We start from the raw sequence: 19,734 nt of genomic DNA on the forward strand, positions 1-19,734 counted from the left end.
CCGGAGAGGACGACAGTGGCCCCTGAGCTCCCGATGGACGGTCGAGTCCTCGAATCGTGGGCGCGGACCGCCGTCGCGGGTCTGGAAAAGCGGTGCGAGGAGATCAACAGCCTCAACGTCTTTCCGATCCCGGACTCCGACACGGGTACCAACCTGCTGTTCACCATGCGGGCGGCGCTGGGTGCGATCGACGAGTACGCGGGCACTGCAAGCGGCACCAAGGACGTCCGGCAGGTTGCCATCGCCCTGGCTCGGGGCGCGGTCGCCGGCGCGCGCGGGAATTCCGGAGTGATCCTGTCCCAGGTGCTGCGAGGGGTCGCGGAAGCGGCCGTCACCTCCGCCGTCGACACCCGGACGGTCCGGACCGGACTGCTGATGGCCACCAATCTGGTGACGGACGCGGTGAGCTACCTGGTGGAGGGCACCATCGTCACCGTGCTGCGCTGCGCGGCCGACGCGGCGGCGGAGTTCCCGGACGAGGCGCCGATCGCGGTCACGGCACGCGCAGCCGCGGATGCGGCGGCGTCCGCGCTCACCAGGACGCCGTCGCAACTCGACGTGCTGGGCACCGCGGGCGTCGTCGATGCGGGAGGACTCGGCCTCGTGGTGATCCTCGACGCTCTCGTCACGGCCGTGACGGGTGCGCCGCCGGATCGCGCACCGATCGCGCTCCACGTTCCGCGCCGCACCCCGTCCACGCATCGCGCAGAGCCCGTCCCCGTTGTCGCGCCGCCCGCGTCGCAGGGCCCGCATGCGCATCCGGGACCCGGACCCGACTGCGACGAGGGCTCGGATCAGGACTTCGAGGTGATGTACCTGGTCGCGGAGTCCGACGAGGACCGCATGGGGGAGTTGCGCACCACGCTGAACGCCCTCGGGGACTCGATCGTGATCGTCGGCGACGGCGGCGGCGGCTGGTCGGTGCACGTGCACTGCACGGACGCGGGCGCCGCCGTGGAGGCCGGACTGTCGGCGGGACGCATCCACGGAATCCGGGTCAGCAGCTTCCTCGTGGATGCGCGGGACCAGGGGTTGCTCGTTCCACCGGTCCGGACCCGGCCGGATCAGGGGGAGCGGGGAATCGTCGCCGTCGTGGCCGGGGACGGCGCCGCCGAACTGTTCGCCAGCGAAGGCGCGACCGTCCTCCGGTGCGATGACGCCCCCGTCACCCGGGCCCAGCTTCTCGGCATCATCAGACAGATGGGACGCACCGAGGTGCTCGTCCTCCCCAACGGCGCGCTGACGGCCCAGGAACTCGTCGCGGTCAGTGCCGCGGCGAGGGATGCCCGCCACGAGGTCCTGCTGCTCGCGACGTCCGCGATGGTGCAGGGACTCGCGTCCCTGGCGGTGCACGACCCCGAGCGTGAGGCGGTGGACGACGCGTTCGCGATGTCGGAGGCGGCCGCCGCCACCCGCTGGGGATCGTTGCGCATCGCCCGGGAACGGGCCCTCACCTACGTGGGCACCTGCGAACCGGGCGACGGCATCGGACTGATGGGTCACGAGGTGATCGTCATCGAACCGGACGCGGTCGCGGCCGGACGGCGGCTCGTCGACCTCGTCCTCGGCGCGGGTGGCGAACTGGTGACGCTCCTGATGGGGTCGGAGGCGCCGGAGGGGCTGGACACGGAACTGGCCGATCACATCTCGCAGCGGCACCCCGGCGTCGAGGTGATGATCTACCACGGTGGACAACCTGGAGATCTGTTGCAACTCGGGGTGGAATGAGGAATTCGATGGCCACATTGTCCGACCGGCTCGATCATCTGCTGGGGAAGAAGACCGCCGACGCGCTCGAGGAGGCGTTCGACATCCGCACGGTCGAGGACCTGCTGCGGCATTACCCGCACCGGTACGCCTCGCAGGGCCGCGAGCTCGCGGAGAAGGACCCGCCGGAGGGCGAGCACATCACGATCATCGCCCGGGTCACGTCCGCGGCCGTCGTGAAGATGAAGAACCGGCCGGGCAGCATGCTCAAGGTGGTCCTGTCGACCGACACCCAGAACGTGGACGTCACGTTCTTCAGCCCGCAGAAGGTCAAGCACGTGATCAAGCCGGGTGTGCGCGCGATGTTCTCGGGAACGGTCAAGTACTTCCGCCAGAAGTGGAGCCTCACCCATCCGAGCTACCTCATCCTTCCCGAGCCGCGTGCCGGCAGCGAGGACCCCGTCGTGAACGTCGACAGGATCCGCGGTGCCGGGGATCTCGCGGGAATCGCCCGGGCGTCGCAGGAACCCGGTGCGGGGGTCGACCTGTCCGTGTTCGACCGGGCGCTGATCCCGCTCTATCCGGCCACCCGGGACGTGGAGAGCTGGACGATCATGAAGTGCGTCCGCCAGATCCTGGACCAGCTCGATCACGTCGACGACCCCCTGCCGGAAAACATCCGGGCCGAACGCGACCTGATCGGTCTCGACGAAGCCCTCCGGTCGGTCCACCTGCCCGACACCCGCGAGGACGTGGAGAACGCCCACGACCGTCTGCGGTTCGACGAGGCGACGGCGCTGCAGCTGGTTCTCGCCCGTCGCCGCCACGACAACGCCGAGCGAGTCGCGCCCGAGTGCCCGCCCGTGCCCGGCGGGATCGCCGACGTGTTCGAGAAAATGCTTCCGTTCCAGCTCACCGACGGTCAGCACGCGGTCGCCGACGAGATCTCGGCCGATCTGGCGCAGCCGCACCCGATGAGCAGGCTGTTGCAGGGTGAGGTGGGTTCGGGTAAGACGATCGTGGCCCTGCGCGCCATGCTCCAGGTGGTCGACGCCGGCTACCAGTGCGCCCTGCTCGCGCCGACCGAGGTCCTCGCGACGCAGCACGCCCGGTCGCTGCGGGCGATGCTCGGCCCCCTCGCGACCGCGGGGGAGCTCGGGGCGCACGAGAAGGCCACACGGGTGGCGCTGCTGACGGGGTCGATGCCGGTCGCCGCCAAACGCACGGCTCTGAACGAGGCGATCACCGGCGACGCCGGGATCGTCATCGGCACGCACGCCCTGATCCAGGACAACGTCGAATTCTTCAATCTCGGGATGGTGGTGGTCGACGAGCAGCACCGGTTCGGTGTCGAGCAGCGCGACCGGCTGCGGTCGAGGGCGCGGGAGGGCATGAGCCCGCATCTGCTGGTGATGACGGCGACGCCGATTCCCCGCACCATCGCGATGACGGTGCTCGGCGATCTCGAGGTGTCGACGCTGCGCCAGCTGCCGAAGGGGCGGTCACCGATCAAGAGCAGTGTGGTACCCGCGTCGCAGAAGCCGCAGTGGGTCGCGCGCGCGTGGGAACGGATCCGCGAGGACGTGGCCGAGGGGCGGCAGGCGTACGTCGTGTGCTCGCGCATCGGCGACGGAGAGAAGGGTGACGGTGAAGACGCGTTCGACGAGAAGGCGCCCGAGACGAAGTCCGCCGTCGAGGTGTTCGAGGAGTTGAGCGGCAGCGTCATGCCGGACCTGCGGGTGGGTCTGCTGCACGGCCGGCTTCCCGCGGACGAGAAGGACGCGGTGATGCGCGACTTCACGGCCGGCGATATCGACGTCCTCGTGTGCACCACGGTCGTGGAGGTCGGTGTCGACGTCCCGAACGCGACGATCATGGTGATCGTCGACGCGGACCGTTTCGGTGTGAGTCAGCTGCACCAGCTGCGCGGACGCGTCGGCCGTGGCAAACACCAGGGCCTGTGCATTCTCGTCACGAAGATGAATCCGGGCGGTCCCGCCTACGAGCGATTGTCGAGCGTGGCGTCGACCAACGACGGCTTCGAACTCGCGCAACTCGACCTCGCCACGCGCCGCGAGGGCGACATTCTCGGTGCGGCGCAGTCGGGCACGACGTCCACGTTGCGGCTGTTGTCGCTGCTCGGCCACGAGGACGTCATCGCCGCGGCGTCCGAGTTCGCGCGTTCGGTGATCGCAGACGACCCGCGCCTCGAGAACCATCCCGGACTGTCGGCGATGGTGACGTCGGCGCTCGACGCGGACCGCATCGAATATCTGGAGAAAACGTGAGAACTTACTTCGCTTCACGTAAATCTTTGCTCGTCTGTTTCGGGTCTGTTGCAGAATTCGCACACGTCAGGGGGGTCTTTGTGAAGTTTGTGGAGGATCCTGAAATGTGGGATGCCATTTATCCGCGGCCGTCGACGGCGGGGTAGTTTGCTCCAATGTTCTCCAAAGTCCTGGTCGCCAACCGTGGCGAAATTGCGATCCGCGCTTTCCGTGCCGCCTACGAACTAGGTGCTGGAACGGTCGCGGTGTTCCCGTACGAGGATCGGAACTCGATCCACCGTCTGAAGGCTGATGAGAGTTATCAGATCGGCGAGGAGGGACACCCGGTTCGGGCGTACCTCTCCGTCGACGAGATCGTCTCCGCGGCCAAGCAGGCAGGCGCCGACGCCATCTACCCCGGCTACGGCTTCCTTTCCGAGAACCCGGATCTCGCCGCCGCGTGCGCCGAGGCGGGCATCACGTTCGTGGGTCCGTCCGCCGAGGTACTCGAGCTCACCGGCAACAAGGCACGCGCGATCGCCGCGGCGAAGGCCGCCGGTCTGCCGGTGCTGGCGTCCTCGGAGCCGTCCGCCGACGTGGACGAGTTGCTGGCCGCGGCCGAGACCATGCAGTTCCCGCTGTTCGTGAAGGCCGTCGCCGGCGGCGGTGGCCGCGGCATGCGGCGCGTCGCCGAGCGGGCTCAGCTCAAGGAGTCCATCGAGGCCGCCGCGCGTGAGGCCGAGTCGGCGTTCGGCGACCCGACGGTGTTCCTCGAGCAGGCCGTCGTCGACCCGCGTCACATCGAGGTCCAGATCCTGGCCGACGGTCAGGGCAACGTCATCCACCTGTTCGAGCGCGACTGCTCGCTGCAGCGCCGTCACCAGAAGGTGATCGAGCTCGCGCCTGCCCCGAACCTCTCGGAAGAGCTGCGGGCGAAGATCTGCGCGGACGCCGTCGCGTTCGCGAAGGAGATCAACTACTCCTGTGCCGGCACCGTCGAATTCCTCCTCGACACCCGCGGCAACCACGTCTTCATCGAGATGAACCCCCGCATCCAGGTCGAGCACACCGTCACCGAAGAGGTCACGGACGTCGACCTCGTGCAATCGCAGTTGCGGATCGCGTCGGGGGAGACCCTCGCGGATCTGGGCCTGAGCCAGGACAAGATCACGCTGCGCGGTGCGGCGCTGCAGTGCCGCATCACCACCGAAGACCCCGCCAACGGGTTCCGCCCGGACACCGGTCGGATCACCGGCTACCGCACCCCGGGTGGTGCCGGTATCCGCCTCGACGGCGGAACGTCGGTCGGCGCAGAGGTCTCCGCGTACTTCGATTCGATGCTCGTCAAGCTCACCTGCCGCGGCCGCGACTTCGAAACCGCCGTCGCCCGGGCCCGCCGCGCGGTCACCGAGTTCCGCATCCGCGGCGTGTCGACGAACATCCCGTTCCTGCAGGCGGTGCTCGACGACCCCGATTTCAAGGCCGGCCGGGTCACCACGTCCTTCATCGAGGAGCGCCCCCAGCTGCTCACGCTGCGCAGCTCCGCGGACCGTGGCACCAAAATCCTCACCTACCTCGCCGACGTGACCGTCAACAAGCCGCACGGCGAGCGGCCGTCGGCTGTGTACCCGCGCGACAAGCTGCCCCAGATCGACCTGTCCACCCCGCCGCCGGACGGCAGTCGCCAGAAGCTCCTCGCCCTCGGCCCGGAAGGATTCGCCAAGGCACTGCGGGAGCAGAAGGCCCTCGCCGTCACGGAGACCACGTTCCGCGACGCACACCAGTCGCTGCTCGCGACCCGCGTGCGCACCAGCGGTCTGCTCGACGTCGCCGGACACGTCGCCCGGCTGACCCCGGAACTGCTCTCCATCGAGGCCTGGGGTGGTGCCACCTACGACGTGGCTCTGCGGTTCCTGCACGAGGATCCCTGGTACCGGCTGTCGGCGCTGCGTGAGGCCGTGCCGAACATCTGCCTGCAGATGCTGCTGCGTGGCCGGAACACCGTCGGGTACACCCCGTACCCGGAGAAGGTGACGCGGGCGTTCGTCGAGGAAGCCACGAACAGCGGCATCGACATCTTCCGCATCTTCGACGCCCTCAACAACGTCGACCAGATGCGGCCGGCCATCGACGCCGTCCGCGAGACCGGCACCGCGCTCGCCGAGGTCGCGCTGTCGTACACGGGCGACCTGTCGAACCCGAACGAGAACCTGTACACCCTCGACTACTACCTGCGCCTGGCGGAGGAAATCGTCGAGGCCGGTGCGCACGTCATCGCGATCAAGGACATGGCCGGACTGCTTCGCGCCCCGGCCGCCACCACCCTGGTGACGGCGCTGCGCAAGAACTTCGACCTGCCCGTGCACGTGCACACCCACGACACCCCGGGTGGTCAGCTCGCGACCTACCTGGCCGCGTGGCAGGCAGGCGCGGACGCGGTCGACGGGGCCTCGGCCGCGCTGGCGGGCACCACCAGTCAGCCGGCGTTGTCGGCGATCGTGGCGGCCGCCGCGCATTCGGAGTACGACACCGGCCTGGACCTGCAGGCCGTGTGCGACCTCGAGCCGTACTGGGAGGCGCTGCGCAAGGTCTACAAGCCCTTCGAGTCGGGGCTGCCGGCCCCGACCGGACGCGTCTACACGCACGAGATCCCGGGCGGTCAGCTGTCGAACCTGCGCACCCAGGCCGTGGCCCTCGGTCTCGGCGACAAGTTCGAGGAGGTCGAGGCCAAGTACGCGGCCGCCGACCGCATGCTCGGCCGCCTCGTGAAGGTCACCCCGTCGTCGAAGGTCGTCGGCGACCTCGCCCTGCACCTCGTCGGATCCGGTGCCTCCACCGAGGAATTCAAGGACAACCCGGCGAAGTTCGACATCCCCGACTCGGTGGTCGGATTCCTGCGCGGCGAACTGGGCACCCCGCCCGGTGGCTGGCCCGAACCGTTCCGCACCCGGGCACTCGAAGGCCGCGGCGAAGCGAAGCCGGAGGTGCCGCTGTCCGCGGAGGACGAGAAGGCCCTCTCCGGCACGTCCGCGGAACGCCGCGCGACGCTCAACCGGCTGCTGTTCCCCGGCCCGACGAAGGAATTCCTCGAGCACCGCGACAAGTACGGCGACACGTCGCAGCTCTCGGCCAACCAGTTCTTCTACGGCCTGCGCCGCGGCGACGAGCACCGGGTCCGCCTCGCGCAGGGTGTCGAGCTGATCATCGGGCTCGAGGCCATCTCCGAACCCGACGAGCGGGGATACCGCACCGTCATGTGCATCCTCAACGGGCAGCTGCGTCCGGTGTCGGTGCGCGACCGGTCCATCTCCAGTGAGATGCCCGCCGCGGAGAAGGCGGACAAGAACAACCCCGGCCACGTGCCGGCGCCGTTCGCCGGTGTGGTGACCCTCGCCGTGACCGAGGGCCAGCACATCTCCGCGGGCGACACGATCGCGACCATCGAGGCCATGAAGATGGAAGCGGCCATCACCGCCCCGCGGAGTGGCACGGTCTCCCGGCTGGCCATCGGATCGGTCCAACAGGTGGAGGGCGGCGACCTGCTCGCCGTCGTGGCGACAGGGGAGTCCGCGAGCGAGTGACTCGGATCATCGCGGGACTCGCGGGCGGTCGACGCCTGCGGGTCCCGCCGAGCGGGACCCGGCCCACCTCGGACCGGGTCCGCGAGGCATTGTTCAGCGCACTGCACAGCCGGATGGACCTCGAGGGCGCGTCCGTCCTCGATCTCTACGCGGGATCGGGGGCGCTCGGCCTGGAAGCGCTCTCCCGGGGCGCGGACCGCGTGGTCCTCGTCGAGTCCGACGCGAAAGCGGCGGGCATCATCAAACACAACGTGAGCACCGTCGGTCTACCGGGCGCGGAAGTGCGCGGCGCTCCGGTGGCGGCGGTGCTCGCGGGCACCGCCGACCGGCCGTACGACCTGGTGATGGCGGATCCGCCGTACGCCGTCGACGACCAGGCGGTGCAGACGGTGCTCGGCCACCTGCGGGTCAACGGCTGGGTCGGCGACGGCTCGATCGTGGTGCTCGAACGGTCGTCGAGGTCACCCGAGACGGCCTGGCCCGAAGGCTTCGCACCCGTCAAGGCGAAGAAGTACGGCGAGGCGAGAATCGAATTGGCGACCTGCTACGGTCTGGACTCATGACTGGCGCTGTCTGCCCCGGATCCTTCGACCCCGTGACCAATGGCCACCTTGACGTGATCGGCAGAGCTGCCGCGCAGTTCGACGAGGTCATCGTGACGGTCATGGTCAACAAGAGCAAGCGTGGCCTGTTCACCGTCGAAGAGCGCATCGAGATGCTCGAAGACTCGACCAGTGAGCTGCCCAACGTGCGGGTCTCGTCCTGGCACGGCCTGCTGGTGGATTACGCCAAGCAGCAAGGGATCACAGCGATCGTCAAGGGCCTGCGCGGCGCCAACGACTTCGACTACGAGCTGCAGATGGCGCAGATGAACCAGAAGCTCAGTGGTGTCGACACCCTCTTCATCCCGACCAATCCCACGTACAGCTACCTGTCGAGTTCGCTCGTGAAGGAAGTGGCCACGTTCGGTGGCGACGTCTCCGACATGCTGCCCGAGAAGGTCCACGCCCGTCTTCTCGCGAGGATCGCCGAGCGCGCCGCCGAGAGCAGCTGATACCCGACACACCGGCTGCCACGACACACCCTCGGCGTCCGGTCGGGCAGACTTGCACGGAGAAGGCTGCGCCGACCTGCTGAGGGTCATGGATGATTGGGGTTGCTTGTGTACCGGGTATTCGAGGCGCTCGACGAACTTGTCGCGATTGTCGAAGAGGCACGCGGCGTACCGATGACCGCCGGCTGCGTGGTTCCACGCGGTGACGTCCTCGAACTGCTCGACGACGTGCGCGATGCGATTCCCGGTGAACTCGACGACGCCCAGGACGTCCTGGACCACAAGGACAAACTGGTGGGGGACGCGCGGTCCAACGCGGAGAAGACGATCTCCAGCGCCAACGCCGAGGCGAACTCCACCATCGAGAACGCGCGAGACGACGCCGACCGCATTCTGGCGGACGCGAAGGCGCAGGCCGACCGGATGGTCGCCGAGGCCCGCGCGCACGCCGAGCAGTTGGTCACCGACGCGCGCGCCGAGGCCGAGTCCTCGGTCGCGGAAGGCCAGCGCGAGTACGACGCACTCACGGGTCGAGCGCGGGCCGAGGCAGATCGCATGATCGAGTCGGGCAAGGCATCGTACGAGAGGTCCGTTGCGGAGGGCACGGCGGAGCAGGCGCGCCTCGTCTCGCAGACGGAGGTCGTCCAGGAGGCGCACGCCGAGTCTGCCCGGGTGATCGACTCCGCGCACGCCGAATCCGATCGTCTCCGCTCGGACTGCGATCTGTACGTCGACACGAAGCTCGCGGAATTCGAGGACTTCCTGAACGGCACCGTCCGGTCCGTCGGCCGGGGACGTCAGCAGTTGCGGACCGGTTCGGGTGTTCCCGACTACGCCTCGGACTACGACGTCGACGACCGCCGCGCCGAGCGTCGCCGCTGAGCGACGGTCGGGTCGCCGCACTCGATCGAATTTGGCTCCACCGCGCAGATTGCGTATCGTGGAGTGGTTGCCCTTTGTCGTTTCCCTTTTCTCGAAAGTGAAGTTTGTTGTCATCCCATCGCCACAGCTCATCGCGTTCCCGACGGGACGCGGACTTCGTGCTGGACACGGTCAAACTCGGCCGTCGTCCCGGTTCGATGCGCACCGTGGAACGGGTGGTGACGGCGCCACAGCGCATCGGTCTCGACCTGATCGCCATCGAGGAAGGATCGGAGATCGATCTCGATCTCCGATTGGAGGCCGTATCCGAGGGGGTCCTGGTCACCGGTTCGTTGCGAGCCGACACCGTGGGGGAGTGCTCGAGATGTCTCGAGCCGTTCTCCGACACGGTGGACCTGACTCTCACGGAGCTGTTCGCATACCCGGACAGCACTACGGAAGAGACCACGGAGGAGGGGGAGGTCTATCACGTCGTGGACGACGAGATCGATCTCGAACCCGTCGTGATCGATGCCGTCGGCCTCGCACTGCCATTGCAGCCGCTCTGCAGTGACGACTGCCAAGGATTGTGCCCAGAATGTGGCGTTCGCCTGGCGATTGCCGAATCTGGCCATGGGCATGACATACTTGATCCTCGCTGGGCTGGTCTTGCAGCCAAATTTGGCGTGGAATCAGAACCCAGCAAGAATCTTGTGAACACCGAAGCCGAGGAGAAGTAGAAGTGGCTGTCCCCAAGCGCAGAATGTCGCGATCCAACACGAGGTCGCGTCGCAGCCAGTGGAAGACCACTGTGCCTACTCTCGTCACCTGCCCCAACCGTGGCTGCGGCGAGAAGACGCTGCCCCACGTCGCGTGCCCGTCGTGTGGCACATACAAGGGCCGCCAGGTCACTGCCGCCGTCTAGTTCTCCGCGGAGAGGCGTTGTGACGAGCGACATCAGTAATACACCCGCCGGCGGCGAGGAGGATCATGCTTCCCTCCTCGCCGCCCTCGGCGTAGAAATCGAGCCTTCGCTGCTCACCTTGGCGTTGACGCACCGCTCGTATGCGTACGAGAACGGTGGTCTGCCCACCAACGAGCGTCTCGAATTTCTCGGCGACTCCGTGCTCGGAGTCACCGTCACCGAGAAGCTCTACCTTGCGCATCCGGACAAGTCCGAGGGCGACCTCGCGAAGATCCGGGCGAGCATCGTCAACATGCACGCGCTCGCGGAGGTGGCCCGCAGTCTCGGTGAGGGCGGCCTCGGTGCCCATCTCCTGCTCGGTAAGGGCGAGGAGATGACCGGTGGCCGTGACAAGCCGAGCATCCTGGCCGATGGCATGGAGTCGATTCTCGGCGCCATCCACCTCGAGCACGGCATCGATACGGCGCGACGCGTCGTACTCGACCTCTTCAGCGACCTCCTCCAGCGGGCCCCCCGTCTCGGTGCGGGTCTGGACTGGAAGACGAGTCTGCAGGAGTTGACCGCGGAGCGTGGCGTCGGCGTCCCGGCGTACGAGATCACCGCGACCGGCCCGGACCACGACAAGGAATTCACCGCCACCGTGATCGTCGGCGGCAAGCCCCTCGGCGTCGGTATCGGCCGCTCCAAGAAAGAGGCCGAGCAGAAGGCTGCGAGCACGGCGTGGAATGCGTTGTCCGACGCAGGCCCCGACGTAGCGGCCGACGACGTCAGTGCCTGAACTGCCCGAAGTCGAGGTGGTCCGGCGCGGACTCGAACGCCATATCGTGGGGGCGTCGATCGATTCCGTCGACATCCTGCACCCGCGGGCGATCCGGCGTCATCTGCCCGGCGCCGCAGACCTCGCCGGACAGCTCACCGGCGAACGCATCGCGAGCGCCGACCGTCGTGGAAAGTATCTGTGGCTGGTCCTCGAACCCAGCACGGTCGCTCTCGTGGTGCATCTCGGCATGAGTGGTCAAATGCTCGTGCAGCCACCGGAATTGCCGACCGAGAAGCATCTGCGCATCCGTGCCCGGCTCGATTCCGGTCTCGACCTCCGGTTCGTTGACCAGCGGACGTTCGGGGGCTGGGCGCTGGCACCGCTCGTCGACGTCGACGGCTCGCTCGTGCCGGACTCGGTGGCGCACATCGCCCGTGACCCACTGGATCCGCGGTTCGACCTCGCGGCGACCGTGAAGGTCGTGCGCGGCAAGCACACCGAGATCAAGCGTGCGCTTCTCGACCAGACCGTCGTCTCCGGCATCGGCAACATCTACGCGGACGAGGCGCTGTGGCGCGCACAGATCCACGGAAATCGGCTCACTGACAGGGTGAGTGGTCCCAAGGTCCGTGAACTGCTCACGGCCGCCCGGGAGGTCATGCGTGAGGCACTCACGCAGGGCGGCACGTCCTTCGACGCGCTCTACGTGAACGTCAACGGCGAGTCGGGCTATTTCGACCGTTCGCTGTCCGCCTACGGTCAGGAGGATCGCCCGTGCCCGCGGTGCGGCACCGCGATCCGGCGGGAGAAATTCATGAACCGCTCGTCGTTCAGTTGCCCGAAGTGCCAGCCGGCCCCACGGAGAAGCCCGGCGAAATCGTCTGTGTGAGTTCGGCGGTCACGGGCTCGTCGGCGAACTGTCCGTCGGTGTCGTGGCGCGGTGTCGCCTTGGCGTCGAAGTAGTCGCCGCCCTTGCGTTTCACGTCGTCGGTGCCCCATTCGCGGTGGCGGGGGTCCGGTGCCATTCTCGGAATGTGCTTTCGGCAGTGGATGTATGCCTCCTCCACCTCCACCACCACCCAGCGTTCCGGGATCCGGCCGTTCGTGTGGTCCGCAGGCAGATCCGCGATGTCGGAGCGGAGGACCGGGTCTTCGACGATCCGGGCCGAACCGTTCACGTGCAGTCCGATGAGGTCCTGCACGAAGTCCACGAGAATGATTCCGACGTGCGGGTTTTCCCGGATGTTGCCGAGGCTCGCCATCACGCCGTTGCCGCGGTACTCCGGGTACGCGAGGGTCTTCGAGTCGATGACGTGCATGAATCCCGGTGTCCCGGCGCGCAGACTGTTGTCGCATTCGCCGGACGCGTCGGCGGTGGCGATGAAGGCGATCTCCTGGCGTCCGATGAACTCGATCATCGTCGGATTGAGATGGTCCAGCATCTGATCCGCGTAGAACTTGGCGGCACGATCCTCGGTCCCGTACTCGGACTGAAGTTGGCGCTCTCCCGCACTACCGATCTGGCCCATCTGCATTCCCCGCTACGTCTCGGCGTCATTGGTCGGTTCACCCTACGGCCCACCGGTTCCCTCTGCTGAGAATCCTCGTTCACAATTGCGCGGAAACCACTGCCGCCCACCCACCTACCTGGTGGTGCGTGGATCGGTGGCAGGATTGAGCGCATGGCAGAACAGACTTCCGACACGACGGCGCCCACCTCACTGTGGGTCGAGCGAACGGGCACCCGGCGGTACACCGGCCGCAGCTCGCGCGGCGCCGAGGTCCTGATCGGCTCCGAGGGCGTGGAGGGCGTGTTCACCCCCGGGGAACTCCTGAAGATCGCACTCGCCGCGTGCAGCGGAATGAGCTCGGACTTCCCGCTGTCGCGGCGGCTGGGCGACAACTACGACGCCACCATCCGGGTGTCCGGTGCCGCGGACCGGGAGAACGAGGTGTACCCGCAGCTGGACGAGGTCATGGAGCTGGACCTCAGCGAACTCGACGCCGATGCGCAGGAGCGTCTGGTGGCGCTCGTGGAACGGTCGGTGGACAAGGTCTGCACGGTCGGGCGGACGCTGAAGGCCGGGACGAAAGTGACGCTGACCGTCGAGAGAGAAGCATGATGCGGCGTGAGCTGGCCGCGCTCGCGGGCGGGGCGGCGCTCTGCGCGGGTCTGCTCGTGGTCGCGCCCGCGGCCGCTGGGCCCGCGTTCTCGCCGCCCGGCGGCGCGTGCACCCCGTGGTCGGTGTCGGAGGTGGCGTCCGGGGCGGGGGTTCTCGAGAACCTGGCCTTCGACGGGGCGGGCACCATGCTGGTGTCGCGAACAGGCCTGGTCGGCGGCGGAGCCCTCGACGGGGTCGCCCCCGACGGCACCGTCACCCCGATCGTGCCCGAGGTCGAGTCGCCCGGCGGAATCGCCGTGGACGGTGCCGACGCGTACTTCGCCACGGGGAACTCCTTCGCCGCCGGGGTCACGGGCTCGGCGAACGGCACGGTCGACGTCGTGAACCTCGCCACGAGTGACAGACGAACCGTGGCCGAGGGGCTGGTCATGCCGAACGGGCTGGTCCGGCTGAGTAACGGAGACATTCTCACCGCCCGGAATCTGGGCTCCGGGGCGGGGCTGACCCGCGTCCCCGCCGCGGATCCCCATACACCGGAGGTCGTGCGCACCGATCTGGGAACGGTCGACGGTCTCGCCGCGCACGACGGCAACGTCTACACGGTGACGACGTTCGACACGACCACCACGCTGCGCATCCTCCGCGAAGACGACCTGAGCGGTCCCGTCGTGTCGGTCGAACTGCCCGGCTCCGGGCCCCTCAACGCGGCCGACGATCTCACCGTCGGACCGGACGGCATCGTCTACGTCGCCTACAACGGCGGCGGCAAAGTGGTGCGGGTCGATCCCACGACGGGGGAGAGCTGCGCCCTCGCGTCCGGGCTGCCGCTGGTGTCGTCGGTGCGGTTCGGCGCCGGGCCGGGCTGGGATCCGGACGCGCTCTACGCCACCAGCTTCACCGGGAAGATCTACAAACTCGAACGGTCGTGACGGACATGGAGAGAATGACCGCGTGGGTGCACGGATTCGTGCAGGGTGTGGGATTCCGGTGGTGGACCCGCGCCCGCGCGCTGGAACTCGGCCTCGTCGGATACGCGGCCAACCAGAAGGACGGCCGCGTGCTCGTCATCGCCGAGGGGCCTCGCGACAAGCTGGAGACCCTCCTGACGCTGCTGCGGTCGGGAGACACGCCGGGCGCGGTGGATCTCGTCGTGGAGCAATGGGATTCCGCCCGCGGCGACCTCACCGGGTTCGTGGAACGGTGAACCGCAGGTAAAGTTCTCCGTCATGCATCTGAAGAGTCTGACGCTGAAGGGATTCAAATCCTTTGCGTCCGCAACGACTCTGCGATTCGAGCCGGGAATCACCTGTGTCGTGGGGCCCAACGGGTCGGGTAAGTCCAACGTCGTCGACGCGCTCACCTGGGTGATGGGCGAGCAGGGGGCGAAGGCGCTGCGCGGCGGCAAGATGGAAGACGTCATCTTCGCCGGCACCGCCGGGCGGGCGCCCCTCGGACGCGCCGAGGTCACGCTGACCATCGACAACTCCGACGGCGCCCTGCCGATCGACTACTCCGAGGTGTCGATCACCCGGCGCATGTTCCGCGACGGAGCCGGCGAATACGAGATCAACGGCAGCTCGTGCCGGCTGATGGACGTGCAGGAACTGCTCAGCGACTCCGGCATCGGCCGGGAGATGCACGTGATCGTCGGTCAGGGTCGCCTCGCCGCCATCCTCGAATCCCGTCCGGAGGACCGGCGCGCGTTCATCGAGGAAGCAGCCGGTGTCCTCAAGCACCGCAAACGCAAGGAAAAGGCGGTCCGCAAACTCGACGCGATGCAGGCCAACCTGGCGCGCCTGAACGACCTCACGGCGGAACTGCGGCGCCAGCTCAAACCACTCGGACGGCAGGCCGAGGTGGCACGCCGCGCCCAGACCGTGCAGGCCGACCTCCGCGACGCGAAGCTGCGGCTCGCCGCGGACGACCTGGTCACGCGACGCGAGGACCTGGCCAGCCAGGCTCAGGACGAGAAGATCGCGCGAGAGCAGCACGACCAGGTCACCGAGGCACTCGACGAAGCCAATCTCGAGCTGGGACGGCACGAACAGGAATTGTCGAGGCTCACACCGGGTGCGGAAGCGGCCGCGCAGACCTGGTTCCAGCTGTCGGCACTCGCCGAGCGCGTCAACGCGACCATCCGCATCGCCCGCGAGCGGGCGCGTCACCTCGACGCCGAGCCCTCCGCGAACCGCGGTCAGGATCCCGACGAGATGGAGGCCCGCGCCGACCGGATCGCCGCGGAGGAAATGGAGCTCGTCGAAGCCGTCGAGATGGCGCGCGCGGCGCTGGACGCGGCCAAGGAGCAGCTGGCACTGGGGGAGGAGACCGCCGCCGAGGCGGAACGAGCCCACATGGCAGCGGTCCGGGCGATCGCCGACCGCCGTGAAGGCCTGGCCCGGCTGTCCGGCCAGGTCGACACGCTGCGCACCCGCGCCGACTCCGTCGACGCCGAAGTGTCCCGGCTGACCGTCGCGATCGAGGAGGCCCGCCAGCGCGGCGACGCGGCACAGTCAGAGTTCGAGGTCGTCCAGGACGAGATCGGTGACCTCGACGCCGGCGAGCTCGGACTGGATTCCCACCACGAGCGTGCCGTCGAGGCACTGCGCCTGATCACCGAACGCGTCACCGAACTCCAGGCCGAGGAGCGCGCAGCCGGGCAGGAAGTGGCATCCCTGCGTGCCCGGATCGACGCACTGTCGATGGGCCTCGAACGCACGGACGGCGCCGGCTGGCTCGTCGAGAATCGCGGCGAACACGGCATCCGCGGACCGATCGGTGGCCTCATCACCGTCGAGAAGGGGTACGAGGGCGCCGTCGCGGCCGCCATGGGCCCCGCCGCCGACGCCGTCGTCGCCGAATCCCTCGACGCCGCCCGTAGCGCAGTCGGTGCGCTGAAGGAGACGGACAGCGGTCGGGCGTCCCTGGTCATCGGAACCGATCTGGCGGCGCCGAACGGCGGACACCTGGACTCCGGCGCCCGGTGGGCCGTCGACGTCATCGACTGCCCTGCCGAACTGCGGACCGGACTCGCGGCGCTCCTGGCTGGAGTGGTCGTGGTCGATTCCCTCGACGACGCCGTCGAAACCGTCCGGCGCAGGCCCGACGTGCGCGCCGTCACCCGCGACGGAGATCTCCTCGGAGCGGGCTGGATGAGCGGCGGATCGGACCGTCAGCCGAGCACCCTCGAGGTCCAGGCCGCCATCGACAACTCGGTGCAGGATCTCGCCCGCGCCGAACGTCGCGCCGAGGAACTGTCCGCGGCACTGTCCGGCGCGGTCGCGGAACAGGCCGACCGCCAGGAGAACGCCGAGCAGGCACTGGCCGCGCTGAACGAGTCCGACGCCGCGATGTCCGCCATCTACGAGCGCCTCGGCCGCCTCGGCCAGGCCGCGCGGGCCGCGCACGCAGAATCCGATCGGCTCATGGCGCAGCGCGACAAGGCCGAGAGCGGCCGCGAGGACACACTGACCGCGCTCGCCGAACTCGAGGAACGGCTGCGCCTGGCGGAACAGGACGGGTCGCCCGCCGGCGCCGACACGGGCGGTTCCGACACGACGAGCATCGATCGTGAAATGGCGGCCGCCGCACTGGCCGAAGTGCGGGCCGTGGAAGTGGAAGCCCGGCTGTCCGTGCGCACGGCCGAGGAGCGCGCCGAGTCGGTGCGCGGCAAGGCCGACTCCCTGCGCCGCGCCGCACAGGTGGAACGCGACGCGCGCGCCCGCGCCGAACGCGTGATGAAGGCCCGCCAGAACGCGGCCGCCGTCGCGGCGGCGGTCGCCGAGTCGGGACAGCGGGTCGCCGAGCACCTCGGTGACGTCGTCGACGCCGCGATGGCGCACCGTGACGAACTCGCCCGGGCGCGCACCGAGCGGACGACCCAACTCGAACAGGTGAAGGAAAGGGTGCGTCAGCTGACCGGACAGCTGGCGTCGCTCACCGATGCCGTGCACCGCGACGAGGTGGCTCGCGCCCAGGCCGCGCTGCGCATCGAGCAGCTCGAGGAGGCGATCCTCGAACAGCACGGGATCGGCCTGGACGATCTGATCGCCGAATACGGCCCCGATGTCGCGCTGCCGCCGTCCGCACTCGAGATGGAGGAGTACGAGCAGGCGAAAGAGCGCGGCGAGCAGGTCACGATGCCCGCACCGATTCCGTACGACCGCGCCACGCAGGAACGTCGCGCGAAACGTGCCGAGAAGGACCTGGCGACGCTCGGCAAGGTCAACCCCCTGGCACTCGAGGAGTTCGCCGCACTCGAGGAGCGCTACAACTTCCTCTCGACTCAACTCGAGGACGTGAAGACCGCCCGCAAGGATCTCCTCGGTGTGGTGGCCGACGTCGATGCCCGCATCCTGCAGGTGTTCACCGAGGCCTATTCGGACGTCGAACGCGAATTCGTGCAAGTGTTCGCGAAGCTGTTCCCCGGTGGTGAGGGCAGGCTGGTGCTCACCGACCCGTCGAACATGCTGACCACCGGAATCGAGGTGGAGGCCCGCCCGCCCGGCAAGAAGGTCAAGCGGCTGTCGCTGCTGTCCGGTGGCGAGAAGTCTTTGACGGCGGTGGCGATGCTCGTGGCGATCTTCCGGGCCAGGCCGTCCCCTTTCTATGTGATGGACGAGGTGGAGGCCGCGCTGGACGACACGAACCTGCGTCGTCTCATCGGGTTGTTCGAGCAGTTGCGGGAGAAGTCGCAGCTGATCGTCATCACCCACCAGAAGCCGACGATGGAGGTGGCCGACGCGCTCTACGGCGTCAGCATGCGCGGCGACGGCATCACCACCGTCATCTCCCAGCGGCTCCGTGGCCAGGACATGGCGGCCGCGGACGCCTGATTTCGACCCGCTCCGGGACGGCGCGGGCGGGAAGGCAGTGCGCGACGAAATCCGGAGCCTGAAACAATGGGCGGCGTGACTACCGGAGCTTGGATTGCCATCGCGGCCGCACTGGCCGTACTTCTCGTCGTTCTCGTCGTCGGGTCCCTGCTGTATCGGCGTCGCCGGATTTCCCTGAAGGCGCCGGACACCCCGCAGGTCACCACGGCGGAGAAGGACCGTTCGGGCAGTTACCGGGCGGACGGCGGGTTCAACTTCAGCCAGGGGTCGACGGCGACGGCACCGCCGCGTCCGCCTGCGCCCGAGCCGGTTCTGCCGAAACCGGCGCCCGAACCCGAGGTGGCCGCGCCCGAACCCGAGGTCGTCGCGCCCCCGGCGCCGGAGAAGGCCCCTGAGAAGGCCCCGGAGAAGGCCCCGGAGAAGCCGACGGCCCCGGCGGAGCCGGTCACCTACGAGCCGGTCGTCGCGCCGGAGGTCGAAGCGGAACCCGAGGTCGCGCCCGCACCCGAACCCGAACCGGCTGCCGCCGTGCCGGTGCTCGACGTCATCGCCCCCACCGAAGGACGGCTCGACCGCCTGCGGGGGCGGCTGTCCCGTTCCCAGTCCGCGGTGGGCAAGAGCCTGCTCGGACTGCTCGGTGGTGGTGATCTCGACGAGGACTCCTGGGAAGAGGTGGAGGACACGCTCCTCATCGCCGACCTCGGCTCGGCGACCACCACGAAGATCGTCACGTCGCTGCGTGAGCAGATGGCATCGCGCAGCGTCCGCACCGAGGCCGATGCCCGCGCGCTGCTGCGTGAAGTCCTGGTCGCCGAACTCCGGCCGGAACTCGATCGCTCGATCCGTGCCCTGCCGCACGACGACCACCCGGCGGTCCTGCTGGTCGTCGGTGTGAACGGCACCGGCAAGACCACCACGACCGGCAAGCTCGCACGGGTGCTCGTGGCCGACGGCAGGCGCGTCCTGCTCGGTGCCGCCGACACGTTCCGTGCCGCCGCCGCGGACCAATTGCAGACGTGGGCCGAGCGAGTGGGCGCCGAGGTGGTGCGCGGGAAGGAAGCCGCAGATCCGGCGGCCGTCGCGTTCGACGCCGTGTCCAAGGGAATCGATACCGGCGTCGACGTCGTGCTGATCGATACCGCCGGCCGGCTCCACACGAAGACGGGACTGATGGACGAGCTCGGCAAGGTGAAGCGGGTCATCGAGAAGAAGGCCTCGGTCGACGACGTGCTCCTCGTCCTCGACGCGACCATCGGCCAGAACGGCCTCGCGCAGGCGCGGGTGTTCGCCGAGGTCGTCGACATCACCGGTGTGGTCCTCACCAAGCTCGACGGCACCGCCAAGGGCGGCATCGTGTTCCAGGTTCAGCACGAACTGGGGGTTCCCGTGAAGCTCGTCGGGCTCGGTGAGGGCGCCGACGATCTGGCGCCGTTCGAGCCGGGCGCCTTCGTCGACGCGTTGCTCGGCTGACGCAGCGATTCGGGGTCGTCGCGGGGTCCCGGACCGCTCCGGGGCGATGAAACCGACCGCAAATCGCCTGGCGAAACCTGGACGCAACAAAATAGGCCGATGCGTTCACGAGCGCGAAACAGTGCAGTGGCATAGCCGAAACACCAACTGAGCA

The 19,734-nt window shown here is 68.5% G+C and carries 16 protein-coding genes; 15 read left to right on the plus strand and 1 reads right to left on the minus strand.

Annotation, left to right across the window (positions count from 1 at the left end; translation table 11 throughout):
• The first annotated feature begins 33 nt into the window (after nt 1-33).
• From QM806_RS16530 to mutM, 10 genes are all read left to right on the plus strand, one after another.
• Nucleotides 34-1,728 carry a DAK2 domain-containing protein gene (locus QM806_RS16530; RefSeq protein WP_054246968.1) on the plus strand — a complete coding sequence of 565 codons (1,695 nt, stop codon included), beginning with the start codon at nt 34-36 and terminating at the stop codon, nt 1,726-1,728.
• 8 nt (nt 1,729-1,736) lie between these two features.
• The gene (gene recG, locus QM806_RS16535) at nt 1,737-3,995 is read left to right on the plus strand and encodes an ATP-dependent DNA helicase RecG (RefSeq protein ID WP_120659263.1); all 2,259 of its coding nucleotides are present in this window, start codon (nt 1,737-1,739) and stop codon (nt 3,993-3,995) included.
• 155 nt (nt 3,996-4,150) lie between these two features.
• Entirely contained in the window at nt 4,151-7,555 is a 3,405-nt protein-coding gene (locus QM806_RS16540) for a pyruvate carboxylase (RefSeq protein ID WP_005259420.1), read from the plus strand.
• Nucleotides 7,552-8,118, plus strand: a complete 567-nt coding sequence (gene rsmD, locus QM806_RS16545; protein ID WP_005566189.1) for a 16S rRNA (guanine(966)-N(2))-methyltransferase RsmD — start codon at nt 7,552-7,554, stop codon at nt 8,116-8,118. Before QM806_RS16540 ends, rsmD begins: the two co-directional genes overlap by 4 nt.
• A complete protein-coding gene (coaD, locus tag QM806_RS16550) occupies nt 8,115-8,609 on the plus strand; it encodes a pantetheine-phosphate adenylyltransferase (RefSeq protein WP_005240440.1) in 495 nt (164 codons plus the stop codon). Before rsmD ends, coaD begins: the two co-directional genes overlap by 4 nt.
• Before the next feature lie 108 nt (nt 8,610-8,717).
• Complete coding sequence (locus QM806_RS16555) at nt 8,718-9,491, plus strand: DivIVA domain-containing protein (protein ID WP_005566190.1); 774 nt, start codon at nt 8,718-8,720, stop codon at nt 9,489-9,491.
• 158 nt (nt 9,492-9,649) lie between these two features.
• Nucleotides 9,650-10,210: a YceD family protein gene (locus QM806_RS16560; protein WP_005259408.1), complete on the plus strand. Its 561-nt coding sequence runs from the start codon at nt 9,650-9,652 to the stop codon at nt 10,208-10,210.
• Nucleotides 10,211-10,212: 2 nt separating this feature from the next.
• A complete protein-coding gene (rpmF, locus tag QM806_RS16565) occupies nt 10,213-10,395 on the plus strand; it encodes a 50S ribosomal protein L32 (protein ID WP_005240446.1) in 183 nt (60 codons plus the stop codon).
• Nucleotides 10,396-10,414: 19 nt separating this feature from the next.
• On the plus strand, nt 10,415-11,173 hold the full coding sequence (rnc, locus tag QM806_RS16570) for a ribonuclease III (RefSeq protein WP_005566192.1): 759 nt from the start codon (nt 10,415-10,417) through the stop codon (nt 11,171-11,173).
• Entirely contained in the window at nt 11,166-12,044 is an 879-nt protein-coding gene (mutM, locus tag QM806_RS16575) for a bifunctional DNA-formamidopyrimidine glycosylase/DNA-(apurinic or apyrimidinic site) lyase (protein WP_007296873.1), read from the plus strand. The genes rnc and mutM overlap by 8 nt, the downstream gene beginning before the upstream one ends.
• On the opposite strand, the gene QM806_RS16580 is transcribed toward mutM, so the two are convergent.
• Nucleotides 11,986-12,690, minus strand: a complete 705-nt coding sequence (locus QM806_RS16580) for a pyridoxamine 5'-phosphate oxidase family protein (RefSeq protein ID WP_005566196.1) — start codon at nt 12,688-12,690, stop codon at nt 11,986-11,988. The two genes, mutM and QM806_RS16580, sit on opposite strands and share 59 nt — an antisense overlap.
• Before the next feature lie 147 nt (nt 12,691-12,837).
• Here QM806_RS16580 and QM806_RS16585 point away from each other — a divergent pair, with 147 nt between their 5' ends.
• The 5 genes from QM806_RS16585 (at nt 12,838) to ftsY (ending at nt 19,580) form a co-directional block, all read left to right on the plus strand.
• Nucleotides 12,838-13,278, plus strand: coding sequence for an OsmC family protein (locus tag QM806_RS16585; protein WP_005240454.1), 441 nt, complete (start codon nt 12,838-12,840; stop codon nt 13,276-13,278).
• Nucleotides 13,278-14,207: a hypothetical protein gene (locus QM806_RS16590; RefSeq protein ID WP_081276545.1), complete on the plus strand. Its 930-nt coding sequence runs from the start codon at nt 13,278-13,280 to the stop codon at nt 14,205-14,207. The genes QM806_RS16585 and QM806_RS16590 overlap by 1 nt, the downstream gene beginning before the upstream one ends.
• Before the next feature lie 5 nt (nt 14,208-14,212).
• Nucleotides 14,213-14,482, plus strand: coding sequence for an acylphosphatase (locus tag QM806_RS16595; RefSeq protein ID WP_011598391.1), 270 nt, complete (start codon nt 14,213-14,215; stop codon nt 14,480-14,482).
• Between the two features lie 22 nt (nt 14,483-14,504).
• Nucleotides 14,505-18,110: a chromosome segregation protein SMC gene (gene smc, locus QM806_RS16600; RefSeq protein WP_120659262.1), complete on the plus strand. Its 3,606-nt coding sequence runs from the start codon at nt 14,505-14,507 to the stop codon at nt 18,108-18,110.
• Nucleotides 18,111-18,176: 66 nt separating this feature from the next.
• Nucleotides 18,177-19,580: a signal recognition particle-docking protein FtsY gene (ftsY, locus tag QM806_RS16605; protein WP_007296879.1), complete on the plus strand. Its 1,404-nt coding sequence runs from the start codon at nt 18,177-18,179 to the stop codon at nt 19,578-19,580.
• Nucleotides 19,581-19,734 lie beyond the last annotated feature (154 nt).

The organism is Rhodococcus sp. IEGM 1351, from assembly GCF_030056875.1.
Classification (GTDB): domain Bacteria; phylum Actinomycetota; class Actinomycetes; order Mycobacteriales; family Mycobacteriaceae; genus Rhodococcus_F; species Rhodococcus_F opacus.